Annotated in this window: 13 protein-coding genes and 1 pseudogene; 10 read left to right on the forward strand and 4 right to left on the reverse strand. The window is 71.5% G+C overall.

Annotated features, from left to right (window positions below; translation table 11 throughout):
- Window positions 1–149: 149 nt before the first annotated feature.
- Window positions 150–581 carry a hypothetical protein gene (locus A605_RS03850; protein WP_015400194.1) on the forward strand — a complete coding sequence of 144 codons (432 nt, stop codon included), beginning with the start codon at window positions 150–152 and terminating at the stop codon, window positions 579–581.
- Window positions 582–587: 6 nt separating this feature from the next.
- Here A605_RS03850 and A605_RS03855 read toward each other — a convergent pair.
- Window positions 588–1,815 (reverse strand): annotated as a pseudogene (locus A605_RS03855) (Rv3212 family protein).
- Window positions 1,812–3,116 (reverse strand): DEAD/DEAH box helicase, encoded by a 1,305-nt coding sequence (locus tag A605_RS03865; protein ID WP_027004527.1) that lies wholly within the window; start codon window positions 3,114–3,116, stop codon window positions 1,812–1,814. Before A605_RS03865 ends, A605_RS03855 begins: the two are co-directional and overlap by 4 nt.
- A gap of 77 nt (window positions 3,117–3,193) precedes the next feature.
- Between A605_RS03865 and A605_RS03870 the strand changes: the two genes are divergently transcribed.
- The 8 genes from A605_RS03870 to A605_RS03905 are packed head-to-tail and all read left to right on the forward strand — an operon-like array spanning window position 3,194 to window position 15,369.
- Window positions 3,194–3,421: a DUF3107 domain-containing protein gene (locus A605_RS03870; RefSeq protein ID WP_015400198.1), complete on the forward strand. Its 228-nt coding sequence runs from the start codon at window positions 3,194–3,196 to the stop codon at window positions 3,419–3,421.
- Between the two features lie 10 nt (window positions 3,422–3,431).
- Entirely contained in the window at window positions 3,432–4,385 is a 954-nt protein-coding gene (locus tag A605_RS03875; protein WP_015400199.1) for a DUF3152 domain-containing protein, read from the forward strand.
- 38 nt (window positions 4,386–4,423) lie between these two features.
- Complete coding sequence (locus A605_RS03880) at window positions 4,424–5,230, forward strand: TIGR02569 family protein (protein ID WP_015400200.1); 807 nt, start codon at window positions 4,424–4,426, stop codon at window positions 5,228–5,230.
- Window positions 5,231–5,233: 3 nt separating this feature from the next.
- Window positions 5,234–8,278: an ATP-dependent DNA helicase gene (locus tag A605_RS03885; protein ID WP_015400201.1), complete on the forward strand. Its 3,045-nt coding sequence runs from the start codon at window positions 5,234–5,236 to the stop codon at window positions 8,276–8,278.
- Entirely contained in the window at window positions 8,262–11,459 is a 3,198-nt protein-coding gene (locus A605_RS03890) for an ATP-dependent helicase (RefSeq protein WP_015400202.1), read from the forward strand. The genes A605_RS03885 and A605_RS03890 overlap by 17 nt, the downstream gene beginning before the upstream one ends.
- A gap of 42 nt (window positions 11,460–11,501) precedes the next feature.
- Complete coding sequence (locus A605_RS03895; protein ID WP_015400203.1) at window positions 11,502–12,578, forward strand: potassium channel family protein; 1,077 nt, start codon at window positions 11,502–11,504, stop codon at window positions 12,576–12,578.
- Window positions 12,575–13,324 (forward strand): NAD(+) diphosphatase, encoded by a 750-nt coding sequence (locus tag A605_RS03900; RefSeq protein ID WP_015400204.1) that lies wholly within the window; start codon window positions 12,575–12,577, stop codon window positions 13,322–13,324. Before A605_RS03895 ends, A605_RS03900 begins: the two co-directional genes overlap by 4 nt.
- Entirely contained in the window at window positions 13,324–15,369 is a 2,046-nt protein-coding gene (locus A605_RS03905; RefSeq protein ID WP_015400205.1) for an ATP-dependent DNA helicase UvrD2, read from the forward strand. The genes A605_RS03900 and A605_RS03905 overlap by 1 nt, the downstream gene beginning before the upstream one ends.
- On the opposite strand, the gene A605_RS03910 is transcribed toward A605_RS03905, so the two are convergent.
- Window positions 15,327–16,217: a TOMM precursor leader peptide-binding protein gene (locus A605_RS03910; protein ID WP_015400206.1), complete on the reverse strand. Its 891-nt coding sequence runs from the start codon at window positions 16,215–16,217 to the stop codon at window positions 15,327–15,329. The genes A605_RS03905 and A605_RS03910 overlap by 43 nt on opposite strands.
- Before the next feature lie 68 nt (window positions 16,218–16,285).
- Between A605_RS03910 and A605_RS03915 the strand changes: the two genes are divergently transcribed.
- Complete coding sequence (locus A605_RS03915) at window positions 16,286–16,795, forward strand: M48 metallopeptidase family protein (protein WP_015400207.1); 510 nt, start codon at window positions 16,286–16,288, stop codon at window positions 16,793–16,795.
- A 358-nt stretch (window positions 16,796–17,153) separates the two neighbouring features.
- On the opposite strand, the gene A605_RS03920 is transcribed toward A605_RS03915, so the two are convergent.
- Window positions 17,154–18,608 (reverse strand): zinc-dependent metalloprotease, encoded by a 1,455-nt coding sequence (locus A605_RS03920; protein WP_015400208.1) that lies wholly within the window; start codon window positions 18,606–18,608, stop codon window positions 17,154–17,156.
- Window positions 18,609–18,646 lie beyond the last annotated feature (38 nt).

The raw sequence follows: 18,646 nt of genomic DNA on the forward strand, positions 1-18,646 counted from the left end.
TCTCAGGAAAATCTCAGATGCTGTTATCGCAACAAACCGCGTGACCTGCCAGTTCATCGGGAGAAGTGATTAGTATGTTTGCACTCTCCCCGTCAAATTCCCCGTGCCGGGTGTGGGCCCGCGGAGTCATACTTATAGACTAGTGCCCCGTGACCACCTCGAACCGCCCGCTCCCGCCCGCGCCGCTGCGCTGGGCCAGCATCATCGCGATCCTCCAGTCCCTGGTCGGGCTCGGATACGCCGGCCTGCTCGTCTACCGCGAGATCATCGGCGCCGAGGACCTCACCCTCGTCAGTGAGGGCGACAACGCCTCCTGGGTGGGCTACGGCACCGCGATCTTCTTCGCCATCATCTTCGGCACGGTGCTCACCGGTGCGATCATGATGATGCTCGGCAGGAGGTGGGGGCGTGGCCCGGTGGTGATGCTCAACATCATGCTCCTGCCCATCGCCTACTACATGTTCTCCGGCGGGGCGGTGCTGGTCGGCACCGTCACGCTGGTCTCGGCGGTGCTGGCGCTGGTGATGCTGTTCAACCCGCGCTCCGCAGCCTGGTCCGCGGCCACCCACGGCGGCCGCTGAGCACCGCTACACCAGGCCGACGATCTCGTCACCACGCTTCTCGACGACCGTCCCGCCCGCCAGGCCGAGCGAGACCCCGCCGGTGTGACCGGCCCGGTCCACCGGGATGACCCGCTCGACCATCCCCGACTCCCAGTTGGCCACCGCGATGCCCTCGGCGGTGGGGTAGAGCAGTCGACCACCGACGGCCACCCCCGTGCCCAGGGCGTCCTCGAAGACGTGGTCCACCGTCAGCTCGGCCGGGGTGAACAGGTAGAGCCGTTCGCCGTCGAACCAGGTCATGTGGTGCGGCAGGTCGGCGGTCGCCGCTGTGAACGGCAGCGCGGTCTCCTCCGCCGGCGGGGCGGGGGCCACGGGGCGGCGCTCCGTCTCGAGCCCGTCCGCGTCGTAGGAGACCAGCGTCGGCTCCGGGCCGGGCACGTAGACGGTGGCCGCCTCCTGGCCGACGGCGACCAGCCGGGCGTCATCGCCCTCGACGGCGATGTCGCGGATGATCTCCGGTTCCCGGGAGTCCTCGGGGTTGGCCTCCTGCAGCCGCAGCCGGGTGACGCCCTCGTCACCGGGGCAGTCCTCGGAGACGGCGAGCAGGTCCGTGCGGGTCAGCGCGGAGGTGATGGCGCAGTCCTCGTTGGGCTGCATGCCCGCTTCCTGTTTCGCCTCCACCTCGCCGTATTCGACGGTGCGCACCAGATCCGAGCGCCACAGCTCGACACGTTCGGTGCTCACGGTGCCCACGCGGTCGTTCGAGGTCACCGGCACCACCTCTTCGCTGGCGATCGCGCTGCGGGTGGCCGAGTAGCCGCCGGTGGCCGCGCTCAGGGCCACGACGTCGCCGCAGCCGGCGTTGGAGCGGTAGGTGACCACGACCTTGTTCCACGCCGTGCCGACCGAGCAGATCTCCCGGTCGCGCCCATAGGACCACACGGACTCGCCCGCCTGGTCGGTGGCGGTGACCGTGGTGCCGTCGTTGGTGATCACCAGTCCCTCGGCGGTGGCGGGGGAGTGCACGCCGGGCAAGGGGGCGTCGGCAAGTGACCACGCGGGGGTCAGCGACTCAGGCACGGTGGCCGGGGGTGGGGCCGCCGTGTGCGGGGGTGTCGGCGGGGTCGAGCTCGGAGCCGCGGATCGGGGCCGTCAGCGCCACACCCGCCACGGCGGCGACGGCGACGGCCGCGATGGCCCCCGTGGCGATCAGGTCGCCACGGGTGCGGCGCAGCGGGCGGCCGCCGCTCATCGGCGGCGGCTCCGTCCCCCGGGGGTCTTCCCGGGGGCCTTTCCTCCGAGGACCTTGCGGGCGGGGCCGACGGTGTCGCCGGCGCTCCCGGGGATGTCCAGGGCCTCGTGCAGCTCGGGGGAGGTGGAGAACCACTGCGGCGGTTCCGGCCGGTCCAGATCCAGCTCGTCGTTGATGGACTTCCACTTCATCAGCTCGTCGTAGCCGACGAGGGTGACGGCGATGCCGGAGTGCCCGGCCCGGCCTGTGCGCCCGATGCGGTGGACGTAGGTCATCGGATCGTCGGGGGTCTGGTAGTTGATGACGTGCGTGACGTCGGTGATGTCGATGCCGCGGGCGGCGACGTCGGTGGCGACGAGGATGTCGACCGTCCCGTCGCGGAAGGCCTTCAGCGAGCGCTCGCGGGCCGGCTGACCCATGTCGCCGTGGACGGCGCCGACGGCGAAACCGCGGCCGGCGAGCTCCTCGGCGACGTCCGCGGCGGTGCGCTTGGTGCGGGCGAAGATGATGGTGCGGCCCCGGCCCCGGGCCTGCAGGATGCGGGCCGTGACGGCCGGCTTGTCCATCCGGTGGGCCTGGAAGACGACCTGCTCCGTGGTCGAGTGGGTCTGGGCCGAGCCGGTCATCTCCGCGCGGATGTGCACCGGACGGTTCATGAAGGTGCGTGACAGTGACAGGATGGGCCCCGGCATCGTCGCGGAGAACAGCATCGTCTGGTGCTGGTGCGTCAGGGCCGCGAGGATCTTCTCGATGTCGGGCAGGAAGCCCAGATCGAGCATCTCGTCGGCCTCGTCGAGCACGAGGACGGCCACCTTGTCCAGCTTCAGTTCGCCGCGGTTGTGCAGGTCGAGCAGGCGGCCCGGGGTGCCCACGACGACGTCGACCCCCTCGGTCAGCGCCTCGATCTGCTCCTCGTAGGGACGCCCGCCGTAGATGGTGGCCAGCCGCACGGGCAGCTTCGCCGCCGCGACCTCCAGATCCCGGCCGACCTGCACCGCCAGTTCCCGGGTCGGCACCACCACCAGCGCGCGTGGGGAACCGTCGAGTTCCTCGATGTCGGCGGAGTCGAAGACGCGGTCGAGCAGGGGCACACCGAAGGCGTAGGTCTTGCCCATCCCGGTGCGGGCCTGGCCGATCAGATCCGTGCCGTCGAGGGCGAGGGGGAGGGTCAGCTCCTGAATCGCGAACGTGCGGGTGATGCCGACCGCGGCCAGCGCCTCGCAGATCTCCACTGCGACACCCAGCTCGTCGAACGTCGGGGACTTCGGAGACTCAGTGGGCGGGGAGGTATGTGCAGACACACCTTAGATACTATCGGCACGCGTCTATGATGGTGAACATCCCTGAAAATCCCGAACGAATGATTGGAAGCCTTACCTTGGACATCAAGATCGGATTTGCAGATTCCCCCCGCGAGCTGGTCATCCCGACCGGCGCCAGCCAGGACGACGTGGTCGACCAGATCACCGGGGCACTGAAGAGCGACGACGGGATCCTGCAGCTGGAGGACGAGAAGGGCCGGAAGTTCCTGGTCAACGCCGAGCGCATCGCCTACGTCGAGGTCGGTACCACCGCCCAGCGCTCCGTCGGTTTCGCGGGTGCCTGACTGACCCCGCGTGACCCCGTCCATGACGCCTGAACAAGGCGATTCCCCCCGCTCCACCGAACCGCAGTTCCTCCGCCTCGCGCGCGAGACGCCCGTGCGTTTCGCGCGCGACTTCGGCTGGCGCGCCTACGCCATCCCGGTCCTCGTCGTCATCACCGTCTGGGTGCTGGTCGACGTCTTCAGCGCGCCCGCCGGAGAGCAGGACGAACCGGTGACGACGGCCGCGACCACCTCCTCCGCCGCCGCCCCCACCGCGCCGGCGACCCTGCCGCTGGCGTCCGGCCCGAATCCGGTCGATTCGCCCGTGCGGGCCATCCCGCCGACCGAGCTGCCGCCCGGCGGCCCCTACGCCGAACACGGCGACGGGACCTACCGGGTCGTCGGCACGCCGGGGATGACGGCGGGGGAGGGCACGGAGAAGGTCATCCGCTACGTCGTCGAGGTGGAGAACGGGGTGGACACCGCCGGCTTCGGCGGTGACGACGCGCTGGCCGCGATGGTCGACGCCACGCTGGCCAACCCCAAGGGCTGGACGAACGATCCGCGCTTCCGCTTCGAGCACGTCGCACCGGACCAGGACCCGAACATGCGCATCCAGCTGACTTCCGTCGGCACCACCCACGAGCTGTGCGGGGACGACCTGGCGATGGAGACCAGCTGCTACACCTCCATGGGGGACCGCGTGGTCATCAACGAATCCCGCTGGGTCCGCGGCGCAGCCCCCTTCGCCGGTGACCTCGGATCCTACCGCCAGTACCTGATCAACCACGAGGTCGGCCACGGACTCGGCTTCGCCGCGCACGAGGCCTGCGGCCGTGACGGGGCGCTCGCGCCGATCATGATGCAGCAGACGCTGAGCCTGAACAACTCCGAGCTCAACTCCTTCAACCCCCGAGAGATCTACCCCGACGACGGCGCCACCTGCGTCTACAACCCGTGGCCCTACCCGCGGCCCGCGGCGTAGTAAGCGCACCGGACACCGCGACGGACACCGAGGAGACCATGACCGAACGAGCGACAGAGCCCGCCACCGACCCGTCCGAACCCGCCGCCGGGCTCGTCCCGGCCCACGTGCTGGCCGCGTTCCAGGGCGAGCCCGGCACCCCGCAGCCGGCCGGCCACGCCTGGGACAACGGCTGGCGCATCGGGGCGAACGTCTACTCGCGCGCCGGGGACTACGCCGGCTGGGCCGCCAAGATCCGGGAGAAGCTCAAGGTCGACGGCGCGCGCGTCGCCCGTCCCGTCCGCTCCACCGACGGCCGCTTCGTCGTCGCCGGCTGGCAGGCGAGCACCTGGATCCCGGGTGAGCTGATGCGGCGGGTCGACGAGACCGTCGCCGTCGCCCTGCGCCTGTCGGAGGCGCTCGCCGAACTGCCCGGCCCCGCCGCCGACACCGTGCCGGACGACGACCCCTTCACCCGCGCCGACCGGCTCGCCTGGGAGGAGACCGGCCCGCAGTACCGCGAGATCGGCGGACCGGTCCAGCTCGGCCATGCCGACCTGCTGACGTCCACCGTCTTCCAGGGCACCCAGGCCCCCACGATCACCGGCCTGGTCCCGTTCCCCGTGCCACGCCCGGCCTCCTACACCGCGGCGTTGGTCATCGTCGACGGGCTGGTCGCCGGCGCGGTCGACGACGCCGTGATCGACCGCTTCGCGCACCTGCCGGATCTGGATCAGCTGCTGCTGCGCGCCCTGGCCTACCGACGCCACGTCAACGAGCTGCACCCCGGGGCGAACCAGAACACCCGTTCCCACCTGGAGCGGGTCGCGGACCTTCTCGCGTCCAGGGCTTCTGCCACAATATAGGGCATGCTCCCACCCACCCCCGCCGTCCGGCTCGTACCGCGCACGGTGGACACCACCACGCGCACCTGGCCGTTCGATCTGCCCGACACCGGCACGTGGCGGGTGACCGGCCCCGCCGGCTCCGGGGTGTCCAGCCTGCTGGTGGACACCGTGCTCGCCCGCCTCCTGGACGGCCACGACCCCTCCGGTGTGCTCGTCATCGCCTCCTCCAAGGAGGCCGGCGCCCGCCTGCGGCACCAGCTGACCGACCGGCTGGCCGCCCACGACTTCGTCTCCGACGCCCCGCTGGTGCGCTCCGTGCACTCCCTGGCCTTCGCCCTGCTGCGTGATGCCAGCGAGGACCCCGTCCGCCTGATCACCGGTGCGGAACAGGACGCCGTGATCCGGGAACTGCTGGCCGGCCACGCCGACGACGGCCGCGGCACCTGGGCCCCCGAGCACCGCCCGGCCCTGCGCTACGTCGGCTTCGCCCGCCAGCTGCGCGATTTCCTGTTGCGCGCCGCCGAACGTGGCCTGGCACCCGAGCACCTCGAGACCCTGGGCAACCGCCACGGTCGGCCGATCTGGACCGCCGCCGGCGGCTTCCTGCGCGAGTACGAGCAGACCATGGCCCTGTCCGGCGCCAGCAGCTACACCAGCTACTCTGCCTCCGAGCTGGTCACCGCCGCCCTGGAGAAGCCGTTCACCTCGACCTGGCACACCATCGTCGTCGACGACGCCCAGCACCTCGACCCCAAATCGGCCGATCTCATCGAACGGCTCATGCCGGACGCCGAACTCGTGGTCATCGGCGGTGACCCGCGCCAGTCCGTCTTCCACTTCCGCGGCGCGGACCCGACCTTCCTCACCTCGCACCCCGTCGACCACGTCCTCGAGCTCAGCGAGTCCCGGCGCGATCCGGAGCAGGAGGCCGTGGTGGTGGACTCCCCGTCGATCCAGAACGCCCTGGTCGCCGACACCGTGCGCCGGGCCCACCTGCTCGACGGGGTCCCCTGGTCCGACATCGCGGTCGTCGTCCGCTCCGTCGGCATGATCGGCCCGGTGCGCCGGGCCCTGCTCGCCGCCGGGGTGCCCGTCCACCTCAACCCCACGGACGTCGTGCTGGCCGAACAGCGCATCGTCTCGGCCATGCTGCTGGGCATCCGGGCGCTGACCGAGGACCTGCCCGAGAACGACCTCATGGAGCTGCTGCAGGGCCCCGTCGGTGGCGCCGACCCGGTCACCCTGCGCCGCCTGCTGCGCGGGCTGCGCCGCTTCGACCCCGCCACCCGCGCCATCGACACGCTGCGCGGCCTGCTCCGGCCCGGCGCGGAACTCCCCGACGTGGGCGCCGCCCTCACCGACCGGGAGAAGTCGATCCTCGCCCGCATCCGCTCCGTTCTGGAGGAGGGGCGCGCGGCCCGGCGGGGCGGGACCATCGAGGAGGTGCTGTGGGCGGTGTGGTCGGCCACCGGCCTGTCCGACCGTCTGCTGGCCGCCTCCCTGCGTGGTGGCGCCACCGGTTCCCAGGCCGACCGCGATCTCGACGCCATGATGGCGCTGTTCGACGCCGCGGGTGACTACGCCGAGCGCCGTCCCGACGCCGGCATCGACGCCTTCGTCCGCCACATCACCGAGCAGGAGCTGCCCACCGGCGTGCGCGACCGCCGCTCCGCCACCCCGGACGCGGTGTCCCTGCTCACCGCCCACGGCACCGTGGGCAACGAGTGGCACACCGTCATCGTCGCCGGTGTGCAGGAGGGCTCCTGGCCCTCCCTCGGCGAGACGGGTTCCCTGTTCGACCAGGAGGAACTCGTCGACCTCGTCGACCGTGGCATCGACCCGGATGTGCCGATCTCGCGCACCGCGGACCGGCTCGCCGAGGAGCGGCGCCTGTTCCACGTGGCCACCACCCGCGCCACCCACCGGCTGCTGGTCACGGCCGTCTACGAACCCGAGGCCGACGAGGTCACCGAGCCCTCCCGCTTCCTCGACGAGTTCTGCGCCGAGCGCGGCGTCGAGTGCGACCGGCACGCCCCGGCCCCCGAGGAGCCGCAGAAGGACTACACGCCGCTGCACGTGCGGGTGCTCTCCGTGCCCGCGCTGCTCGCGGAACTGCGGCACACCGTGTGCGACCCGCACGCCCGCGGGGACGCGAAGACCCAGGCCGCCCGGCAGCTCGCCCGCCTGGCCGCCGCCGGGGTGCCCGGCGCCGACCCGGACGACTGGTGGACCACCACGACCGTGTCCACCGACGGGCGGTTGCTCACCGACGGCACCCTGTCGCCCTCGCGCATTGAGGGCCTGCTCACCTGCCCGCTGCGCGAGGTCGTCGGCAAGCTCGGCGACGAGGAGGAGACCCCCGTCGCACTGACCAGGGGAGTGCTGGCCCACGCCTACCTCGAGGCGCTCGGCCGCGGTGTCGACCCGCAGCTGGCGCATGACCTGACCGTCGAGGCCTACGCCGGTGTCCAGAACGACCCGGAGTGGCGGGTGGCCAGGGAGCGGGAGGACTTCGCCCGCCTGCTGGAACGCACCCGCACCTGGCTCGAGACCTCCCGCGCCGGGTTCACCCAGGTCGGCGTGGAGGTGCCGGTGGCCGTCACCGTCACCGAGGGCGTGCGCATCCGCGGCCGGATGGACCGCCTGGAGGTCGACGGGGGCGGCGACCACTACGTCATCGACCTCAAGACCGGGAAGACCGCGACCACCCAGGCCAAGGCACAGGAGCACCGGCAGCTGAGCGCCTACCAGCTGGCCCTGTCGCGGGGCGTGCTGCACGACGGCCGGGTCATCGACCCGCAGCCGGGGGAGGAGACGTTGACCGTCGGCGGGGGAGTGCTGGTCTATCCCGGCACCGCCACCAAGGGCGTCACCACCCGGGAGCAGGCGGCCCGCAGCCCGGAGGAGCTCGAGGAGTTCGCTGCGCTGCTGCCGCCCCTGGCCGCCGAGCTCGCCGGTCCCACCCTGACCGCCCGCATCAACGAGACCTGCGACACCTGCCCGGTGCGCAATATCTGCCCCGTCCAGCCCGAAGGAAAGGCGACCACCAGTGCCCGACACCCCTGAGCCCAAGATCTCGCCCGTCCTGCTGTCGCGGGTGCTGGAGCAGAAGTTCCCGCCCACCGGGCAGCAGGCCGCCGTCATCGGGGCGCAGCCCGGCCCGCTGCTCGTCGTCGCCGGCGCCGGAGCCGGCAAGACCGAGACCATGGCGTCACGCGTGGTGTGGCTGGTGGCCAACGGCTACGCCACCCCCGACGAGATCCTGGGGCTGACCTTCACCCGCAAGGCCGCCCAGGAGCTGGGCAAGCGCATCCGCAACCGGCTGGACCTGCTGGCGACGAAGGAGACCAAGGTCCGCGACCTCGACCCCGGCGGGGATCTGGCGAAGCGGCTGACCTCCCAGATCCCCACGGTGGCCACCTACGACTCCTACGCCGGCTCGCTCATCCGGGAGTACGGCCTGCTCATGCCGGTCGAGCCCGCCGCCCGCCTGATCACCCAGGCCGAGCTGTTCGCCATCGCGCACGAGGTGGTCACCAACTACCGGGGACGGCTGCTGGCCGGGCAGTCCGTGTCCACGGTCACCGAGTACCTGCTCGCCCTGGTCACCGAGATGGACAACTCCCTGGCCACCGCGCAGGACATCGTGGAGGAGACCGAACCCTTCCTCAAGACCGTGGAGGACCTGCCCAAGGGGCCGAAGCAGCGGGTGGCGGACTACACGAAGACGGTGTCGGGGTGGCTGGACACCCAGCAGGTGCGCCTGCAGTACCTGCCCCTGGTGGCCGAGCTCAAGGCCGAGCTGGCCCGCCGCAACGTGGTCACCTTCAACGAGCAGATGTCGGTGGCCGCGAAGCTGGCCCGCGACCACCGCGCCGTCGGCATGTCCCAGCGCCGCCGCTTCCGGGTGGTCATGCTCGACGAGTACCAGGACACCTCGCACGCCCAGCGCGTCCTGCTCCGCAGCCTCTTCGGCACCGCCGACCCCGGTCTGACCGTCACCGCGGTGGGGGATCCGATGCAGGCCATCTACGGCTGGCGCGGGGCGACCGTGAAGAACCTCGCGGGCTTCGCCCACGACTTCTCCACCCGCACCGGTGAGGCGCCGAAAAAGGAGCTGACGACCTCGTGGCGCAACCCGGCCGAGGTGCTGCAGCTGGCCAACGAGGTCTCGGACCGGGTGTTCGAGGGAACCGAGCGTCCCGTCCAGCCGCTGTCCCCGCGCCCCGGCGCGGGGGCGGGTGACGTGGCCCTGGCCTTCTTCGCCGACGAGGACGAGGAGATCGCTTTCGTCACCGAGCGGATGGCCGCCGAGTTCCAGGCGAAGAAGGACGCCGGGGAGCGGTTCACCGGGGCGGTGCTGGTGCGCAAGAACCGGCACACCACGGGCATCGCCGAGGCCCTGGCCGAACGCGGCATCCCCTGTGAGATCGTCGGGCTGTCCGGGCTGCTCGACGTCCCGGAGGTCGCCGACGTCGTCGCCGTGGCCACCATGCTCATCCGCCCCCAGGACACCACGGCCGCGCTGCGCATCCTCACCGGCCCCTGGGTCGGCCTCGGCCTGGCCGACCTGGTCGCCCTGCAGAACCGCGCCCGCAACCTCGCCGGACACCGCGAGAAGATCATCCACCCAGGGGATCCGGTCGAGCGCCTGCGCTCCCAGCTGGCGGAGGTCACCGCCGACCCGCCCGAGCAGGTGGTGGGCCTGACCGACGCCGTGGCCGACCTCGGCGAGCGCGGCCGCTACTCGGCGGACGGGCTCGAGCGCCTGGAACGCCTGTCCTCCCGGCTGCGCCACCTGCGCACCTACAGCCTGCCGAAGTCCCTGCCGGATCTGTTCGCCGACATCGAGGACGCCCTGGGCATCCGCACCGAGGTGCTCGCCCGGGGTGATGCGGCCGGCACCGTCCACCTGGACCGCTTCGCCCACGAGGTCGCCGCCTACTCCGGCGACACGCTGTCCGGCCTGCTCAGCTACCTCGACCTGGCCCGCCGGCACGAGGACGGCCTGGCCCTCGGTGAGGTCGCGGTGCGCTCCGACCGCGTCCAGCTGCTCACCGCCCACAAGGCCAAGGGCCTGGAGTGGGACGTGGTCAGCGTCCTGCACGCCGACGCCGGCACCTACTCGGCCAAGGCCTCCACGTTCCTGACCAACCCCACCCGCCTGCCGGACGAGGAGTTCGCGGCCCTGGCCGCCGACGACCGCAAGGAATTCGAGGACCTGGCCAAGGATTACATCGCCGACCGCCGGGCCGCCGAGGCGGAGGAGGCCGCGCGCCTGTTCTACGTGGCGCTGACCCGCTCCGAACGGGTGCTCACCGTCACCGGCTCCGGAAAGAAGCCCTACGCGCAGTTCGAGCACCTCGCCGAGAAGTTCCCGGAGCTGACGGTGACGTGGGAGCCGGCGGAGGACACCGGGACCGACACCGACGCGGACACCCCGGAGCCGGTGACCGAACCCGAGCCGGAGACCGGGACCTTCCCGCACCTGCCGGTCGACGCGGACGTCGTCAAGGGCGCCGACCTGGTGCGCGCGGCGGTGGCCGAGCTGCCGCCGCAGACCGCCGGCGAGACCTACGACTTCTGGGAACAGGAGGTCACTGCCCTGATCGAGGAGTATGAGGCACTGACCACCCCGGTCGTCGAGGTGGAGCTGCCGAGTGAGCTGACCGCCACCGACCTGGTCGCGCTGCGCGCCGACCCGGAGGCCTTCGCCCGCCGGCAGCGCCGCCCCGTGCCGTTCAAACCGAACACCTACGCCAAGCGCGGCACCGCCTTCCACCAGTGGCTGGAGGACCGCTTCGGGGCGACCGCCCTGCTGGACGAGGACCAGCTGCCGGGCATCGACGAGGAGGTCGTCCACGCCGACGAGCTCGAGGCGCTGAAGACCGCGTTCCTGGCCAGCCGCTGGGCCGACCGCACGCCCGAGTTCGTGGAGCAACCCTTCGAGGTGACCATCGGCGACGCCGTGGTGCGCGGGCGCATGGACGCCGTCTTCCGCGACCCCGACAACCCGGACGGCTGGTTCATCATCGACTGGAAGACCGGCCGGCCGCCGAAGGGCGACGCCTGGCGGGCCGCCGAGATCCAGCTCGCCGTCTACCGGGAGGCGTGGACCCGCATCCGCGGCACCTCCGAACCGGTGCGGGCGGCGTTCCACTACGTGGGCTGGGGTGAGACCCTCGAACCGGCGGATTTGCCGGGTGGCGACGAACTGGCCGCGCTGCTGGAGTCCGCCACCCGGTGATCACCCACTAATGTCTGGGGGAGGACGAGAGGAGGACCGGCCATGCGCAACCGTATCCGCGAGCGCTTCCGCGGCGACATGGAACTGTCCGAGCTGCCGCACCACGCGCTGCTCGGGGTCATCAGCATCCCCGGCGCGGCCGGGGCGAGCCCCTGGGCGTTGATCGTCCGCCGCCTGGCGTACGCCTTCATCCTGCTGTTCGCCGTGGCGTTCATCGTCTACGTCGACCGGGACGGCTACAGCGAGGACCTGACGTTCATCGACGCCTTCTACTACTCGGCGGTCTCCCTGTCGACGACCGGCTACGGCGACATCACCCCGGTGACCCAGTCGGCCCGCCTGATCAACATCGTCATCATCACCCCACTCCGCGTCGCCTTCCTGATCCTGCTGGTCGGCACCACCCTGTCGGTGCTCACCGAGGACTCACGGAAGGCGCTGCAGATCCAGCGCTGGAGGAAACGCGTGCGCAACCACACCATCGTCGTCGGCTACGGCACCAAGGGCCGCTCCGCCGTCTCGGCCCTGCTGGCGGACGGTGTGCCGCCGAACCAGATCGTGGTCATCGACCCGGACCGCTCCGCCCTGGCGCGGGCGGAGAACCAGGGGCTGGTCACCGTCCACGGCACCGCCACCAAGGCGGACGTGCTCAAGATCGCCGGCGTGGGCCGGGCCCGGTCCGTCGTCGTCGCCCCGAACATGGACGACACCGCCGTGCTGGTCACCCTGTCCGTCCGCGAGCTGGCCCCCTCGGCGATGATCGTCGCCTCCGTGCGCGAGAGCGAGAACCAGCACCTGCTCGAGCAGTCCGGTGCGGACTCGGTGGTCATCTCCTCCGAGACCGCCGGGCGCCTGCTGGGCCTGGCCACCGTCACGCCCTCGGTCGTGGAGATGATGGAGGATCTGCTCAGCCCGGGCGAGGGTTTCTCCGTGGCCGAACGACCGGTGGCCGAGGACGAGGTGGGCGCCAACCCGCGCCACCTGGCCGACATCGTCCTCGGCCTGGTCCGCTCCGGCGAGCTCTACCGCATCGACTCCCCCGAGGCCGAGTCCGTCGAGCCCGGGGACCGGCTGCTCTACGTCCGCCGCGTGACCGGCGAGGACGTGAGGACCCCGTGACCGAAGCCGTGCTGTGGGTCGACCCGGCCGGCTCGGTCGCCGTCGACGCCGCCGGACAGGCGGTGTGGGCGACCATGCCGACGCACGCCCGGCAGCTCGTGCGGGTCGACGCCATCGCCGACCGCTGGGCCGCCCGCGTCGACACCGCGGACGTCGAGACGCTGGCCCGGCGCGCCGGGGGACGCGTGGCCGAGACCCGCGAGTTCGGCGACGACCGGCCGGTCACGAGGGCGATCGCCCTGCTGCGCCACCGCGACCAGCTGCGCTTCGACCCGCACGACGGCTCCGAGCTGACCTTCGACGCTGACGGCATCATCGGCCGCGGCAGCCGCGACCGGCGGGTCTTCCCGCGGGTGGACCCGGCGGTCATCGGGCTGATCGAGCTAGCCGGAACGGACCGGATCCTGCTGGCCCGCAACGCGCACCGGGGGACGTTCTGGTCGCTGATCGCCGGCTACGTCGACCCGGGCGAGAACCTGGAGGAGGCGTTCGCCCGCGAGGCCTGTGAGGAGACCGGGCGCAGGATCCACTCGGTCCGCTACTGGGGCTCCCAGCCCTGGGCGGCGAGCGGTTCGCTGATGGTCGGCTTCACCGCCCGCACCGACGACCAGGAGGCGGTGGCCCCCACCGACGGGGAGCTCGCCGAAATCCGCTGGGTGGACCGCGACGAGGTCGACGACCTGCCGCTGGCCCGGCCCGGCTCGATCGCCCACGCCATGATCACTGAATGGAGGAACAAAAGGTAGTGCTCAACCTGGACGACCTCGACGACGACCAGCGGGTGGCCGCCACCGCCCCGCGGGGGCCGGTGTGCATCCTCGCCGGCGCCGGCACCGGCAAGACCCGCACCATCACCTACCGCATCGCCCACCTCATCGAGTCGGGGTTCGTCAGCCCGAACCGGGTGCTGGCGGTGACCTTCACCTCCCGGGCGGCCGGGGAGATGCGCCACCGCCTGGGCCTGATGGGCGTCGGGGGAGTGCAGGCCCGTACCTTCCACGCCGCCGCCCGCCGCCAGCTGAGCTATTTCTGGCCGCAGATCGCCGGCGACCTGCCCTGGCGGATGCTGGACAACAAGTTCCCGCTCGTCGGGCGCGCCGCCCGCAGCGTCAGCGTCGACTCCTCGAAGGAGAACGTGCGCGACCTGCTCGGCGAGATCGAGTGGGCCAAGGCCAGCCTGGTCACCCCGGACCAGTACGTCGAGCGCGTCACCGGTTCCGACCGCACCCCGCCGGTGCCGCCGGAGAAGGTCGCCGAGGTCTACCGCCGCTACGAGAACGGCAAGACCACCGGGGAGGGCATGCTGCTCGACTTCGACGACCTGCTGCTGCATGTGGCAGGCGCCCTGGAGAACGCCCCGGCCGTGGCGGAGGAGTTCCGGGCGCAGTACCGCACCTTCGTCGTCGACGAGTACCAGGACGTCACCCCGCTGCAGCAGCGCGTGCTCGACGCCTGGCTGGGCGAGCGCGACGACCTGACCGTGGTCGGCGACGCCAACCAGACGATCTACTCCTTCACCGGCGCCACCCCGGACCACCTGCTGAACTTCTCGCGGACCTACGAGAACGCGACCGTCGTCAAGCTGCAGCGCGACTACCGCTCCACCCCGCAGATCACCGACCTGGCCAACACCGTCATCGGCAGGGCACAGGGGCGGGTGGCCGGCACCCGACTCGAGCTGCAGGGCATGCGCCCACCCGGGCCCGAACCGCAGTTCCACTCCTACGACGACGAGCCCACCGAAGCGCGCGAGGTCGCCGGAAAGATCCTCACCCTGCTCAACCAGGGCGTGCCCGCCAGCGAGATCGCCGTGCTCTACCGCATCAACGCCCAGTCGCAGGTCTTCGAGCAGGCGCTCGCCGACGCCGGCATCGTCTACCAGGTCCGCGGCGGCGAGGGCTTCTACAACCGCCCCGAAATCCGCCAGGCCATCACCGAGCTGGTGCGCGCCTCCCAACGCGACGACCTGCCCGACGACCCCGTGCGCGTGACCCGCGCCGCGCTCGCCCCGCTCGGCCTGACCCCGACCGAGCCGGAGGGCGCGCAGGCCCGCGAGCGCTGGCAGTCCCTGAACGCCCTGGTCGACCTCGTCGAGGAACTCGTGCGCGCCACCCCGGGCCTCGACCTGCCCGGGGTGCTGCGCGCCCTGCGCCAGCGCGCCGACGCCAAGCACCCGCCGACCATGGAGGGGGTGACCCTCGCCAGTCTGCACGCCGCGAAGGGCCTGGAGTGGGACGCCGTCTTCCTCGTCGGGCTGGTGGAGAACACCCTGCCGATCAGCCACGCGATCAAGGCCGGCGACCACCAGATCGAGGAGGAGCGCCGCCTGTTCTACGTCGGCATCACCCGGGCCCGGGAGCACCTGTACTGCTCCTGGTCCCTGGCCCGTCAGGAGGGCGGGCGCAAGACCCGGCAGCGCACCCGCTTCCTCGACGGCATCGCCCCCGAACTCGACGTCGCCAAGGGCCCGCCGCGGACCGTGCGCCCCAAGCGCTGCCGCGTGTGCGGACACCCGCTGGACACCCCGGCGGAGAAGGTCCTCGGCCGCCACGAGGACTGCCCCTCCGGCGCCGACGAGGAGGTCTTCGAGACCCTGCGTGCCTGGCGCGGCGAGGTCGCCCGGGAGGCCAACGTGCCCGCCTACATCGTCTTCTCCGACGCCACCCTCATGGCCATCGCCGAGGCCCTGCCCGGAGACGAGTCGGAGCTGCTCGACGTCTCCGGGGTGGGACCCGTCAAGGTCGAACGCTACGGCGCCGGACTGCTCGAGGCGCTCTCCAACTTCCGGTAGACCTCCCGCCGCCCTGGCGGCCGGAGCGTGAAACACACCGGGCAGCGCGGATGCGTGGCCAGCCGGTGCCGGCGATCAAGGGTGTACGGATCGACCTCGGTGACCTCCCCGGCGGCGGGCACCCGACGGGGCGTCCCGGGTGGTTCCGGCACCCCGACCAGGGCGAGCGCCGCCGCCGTGAGCTGCGCCGCGGTGGCCGCCACCACCACCGGATCCGGGTTGACCGGCCCGCCCGGCAACTGGGTGACCACCCGGTGCCAGTGCCCGTCGGTGTCCGTGCGGTGCAGCTCCACGCACAACGGGCACGGCCCCGCCCCATCCAGGTGCAGCGGGCCGACGAGCCCGCGGGCGTCGACAACGGCGCCGGGCAGCCAGGTGCGCGCGAAGCGGGTGAGCAGCGGGGCCATGGTGCGGGCGTGCGCGATCCGGTCGACGACCAGGACAGGCACGTCGATGTCGCTGCCCGCCAGATACGCCAGCTCCGACTCACCCCGCAGCGGGGAGCGCACCGTCACCCGGGAACGCCGCAGCAGCTCAGCGGTCAGCTCCGCCAGACGGCCACGGCCGAGCAGAATCACCGACGCCCGCGGCACGGGACGCAGGATCCGGTAGACCACCAGATCATCCAGCAGACTGCGGGCGGCGGGCGCGCTCAGCCCCGCGAGTATCAATCCCTCCTCGAGCCGGGCGCGGGAGGTGGGGCGCCGGGCGACCAGGAGCCCGGCGACTATGCCCGTCGCCGAGTCGGTCTCGATGACGCCGGCGCGCGTGGCGTCCAACCCGAACTGCACGGCGCCCGGCCCGCGCAGAAACACGTGCGCCCCCGGTGCCAGCTGCAGATGCCCCATCGTTGTCCCCCGTGTGATCGACCGGCTCATCCCCGGCCCCCATTCGACCACAGATAGAATTCCGTGTCATGCCAACCGACATCGAGGTCATCCGCTCCACCCGCCGCAGGCGCACCGTGCAGGCCCGTCTGGAGGGCGACAAGGTCGTCGTGCGGATCCCCGCCCACATGACGAAGGCGGAGGAGGAGAACGTGGTCTCCGAGATGCTGGCCAAGCTGGAACGCAAGACCACCTCCTCGCGGACCTCGGACGCGGACCTGCGGGCCCGGGCTGAGCAGCTCAACGCGATGGTCCTGGAGGGACGGGCACGGCTCGGCTCCATCCGGTGGGTGTCGAACCAGACCACCCGCTGGGGCTCGTGCACGGTGGCCACCGGCGATGTCCGCATCACGGACCGGTTGCAGAAGGTTCCGGATTACGTGCTGGACGCGGTGATCGTCCACGAGCTGACCCACACCTTCATCCCCGGCCACGGACCCGAGTTCTGGCGGTGGGCCGATCGGGTGCCGAAGGCGGAGCGGGCGAAGGGCTACCTGGAGGCCTACCAGCGATTCGGGGGCCCCGGGGCGGGGGAGTAGGGTTCGCCTGCCGGGCGGTGGGGCGATGGGACCGGCGGCTGCCTCCATGCCGACCTTGCGGGAGTCCTGACCAGGATCCCCGGACCGGGAGGATCCCGCCGGGTCGATCCCACTCGGTCGATCCCGGGTGCGGGATCGACTCAGTGAAGTCGACCCATCGACAAGCCCGCGTTCTCCGGGAGCAGGATCCCGCAAGGACCGCCTCCAGGTTGCCCCGGACGGCAGTGCGGGAGCGCCCAGGGCAGATCTGCGGCGGCACGCTGCCCGGCCGGGGCCCGGCATCACCTTCGGACGGAAACGACGAAGCCCCAGTAGGCTGCGCAGGCAACCTACCGGGGCTCAACCGGGAAGAACAGGGCTAACGGCCGGAACCGTCCTCCTTGCCGTCCTCGTCCTCGGACTCATCCTTGGCCTCACCGGACTCGTCCTCACCGGACTTGTCCTTCGGTGCCTCCAGGGAATCCTTGGAATCCCCTCCGCGGAGCATCTCCTCGAGCTTGTTGATCTCGGCGATCGGGTCAAAGCCGTCGGCCCCACCCTCGTCGAGGAGCGCGTCGATGAACTCGGCGGAGTTGTCCAGGTGCTCGGCCGACGGCAGGAAGTCCGGGTGGTCCCAGACCTTGTCGCGGCGCTCCTGACCCACGGCGATGTCCGCCCGGCGCCACAGCTCGACGGCCTCGGCGACCTTGGGCGCGGAGAACTCGATGCCGACGACCTTGGCGAAGGCCTGCTCGGCGGAGCCACCGGTGGCACGGCGGCGGCGCCACGCCTCGGTCATGGCGCCGGTCGAGGGGACGCGCTGGCCCATCGCCTCGGTGACCACGTGCTCGACCCAGCCCTCGACGAGGGCGAGCAGGGTCTCCAGACGGGAGACCGCGCCGGCGTTGCGGGAGCTGATCTTCGGGGACAGGTCCATGCCCTGGAGGCGCTGCATCGCGTCCTGGATGGCGGACGGGTCGCCGGACTCCAGGTTGAGGTCGCGGGCGGCCTCCTCGATGTGGGAGGTGTCGATGACCAGGCCGGCGGCATACTCCTCGACGGAGGAGACCAGGCGCTCCACGAGCCACGGGACGTGGCGGAACAGGCGCTGGCGGGCGGCCTCGCGCGCGGCGATGTAGACCAGGATTTCCTGTGCCGGCACGTTGAGGTCCTTGGCGCTGCGGGCGATGTTGCCCGGCAGGATCGCGGTGGTGTCGGCCGGGGCGACGGGCAGGCCGAAGTCCGAACCGGTGAGCGTCTGCTTGGCCAGGTCGCCGAGGGCGTTACCCAGCTGCATGCCGAAGTTCATGCCGGACATCTGGTTCATCATCTGCAGCATCGGGCCCATCATGTCGCGGGCCTCGGCGGGCAGGGAGTCGATCTGTGCCTGGTTCATGTGCTCGGCGACCGGGGTGACCAGCCGCTTCCACATCGGGAGGGTCTCCGTCAGCCAGTCCTCCGCGTTCCAGGCCACGACCCGGCCCTCAGCGGTGGGGAGCACGGTGGCATCATCGAGCCACAGTTCAGCCAGCCGCACCGACTCCTCGACGGCGGAGACGTCCTGGGAACGCACCGCCGGCACCGAATCGATCTGCTGGCGGGCGATGCGCTCCGCCAGCTGGTAGTTCACCGGTCCGGCGCCCTCTGGGGAGTTCATGGACGAGCCCATGCCCGAGAGCATCTGGCCGAACTGGTTGAGCAGGTCGCCCAGGCCACCGGATCCGTCCGCCCCGCCGAATCCGAACGCGCCGAACGGGTTCTGGTTCTGATCGCGACGACGGTCGTCATCATCGTCGTCGTTGTTGAAGGAGAAACCGAAACCGCCTGTATTCATGGGGACCAATCTACCGGGGCGGCGGACCGAATCGCCAT

Source organism: Corynebacterium halotolerans YIM 70093 = DSM 44683 (assembly GCF_000341345.1).
Taxonomy (GTDB): domain Bacteria; phylum Actinomycetota; class Actinomycetes; order Mycobacteriales; family Mycobacteriaceae; genus Corynebacterium; species Corynebacterium halotolerans.

Coding starts and splice junctions, on each gene's coding strand:
- A605_RS03885 (WP_015400201.1), top strand. CDS start 5,234: ATGCTCCCACCCACCCCCGCCGTCCGGCTCGTACCGCGCACGGTGGAC.
- A605_RS03895 (WP_015400203.1), top strand. CDS start 11,502: ATGCGCAACCGTATCCGCGAGCGCTTCCGCGGCGACATGGAACTGTCC.
- A605_RS03880 (WP_015400200.1), top strand. CDS start 4,424: ATGACCGAACGAGCGACAGAGCCCGCCACCGACCCGTCCGAACCCGCC.
- A605_RS03920 (WP_015400208.1), bottom strand. CDS start 18,608: ATGAATACAGGCGGTTTCGGTTTCTCCTTCAACAACGACGACGATGAT.
- A605_RS03915 (WP_015400207.1), top strand. CDS start 16,286: ATGCCAACCGACATCGAGGTCATCCGCTCCACCCGCCGCAGGCGCACC.
- A605_RS03910 (WP_015400206.1), bottom strand. CDS start 16,217: ATGGGGCATCTGCAGCTGGCACCGGGGGCGCACGTGTTTCTGCGCGGG.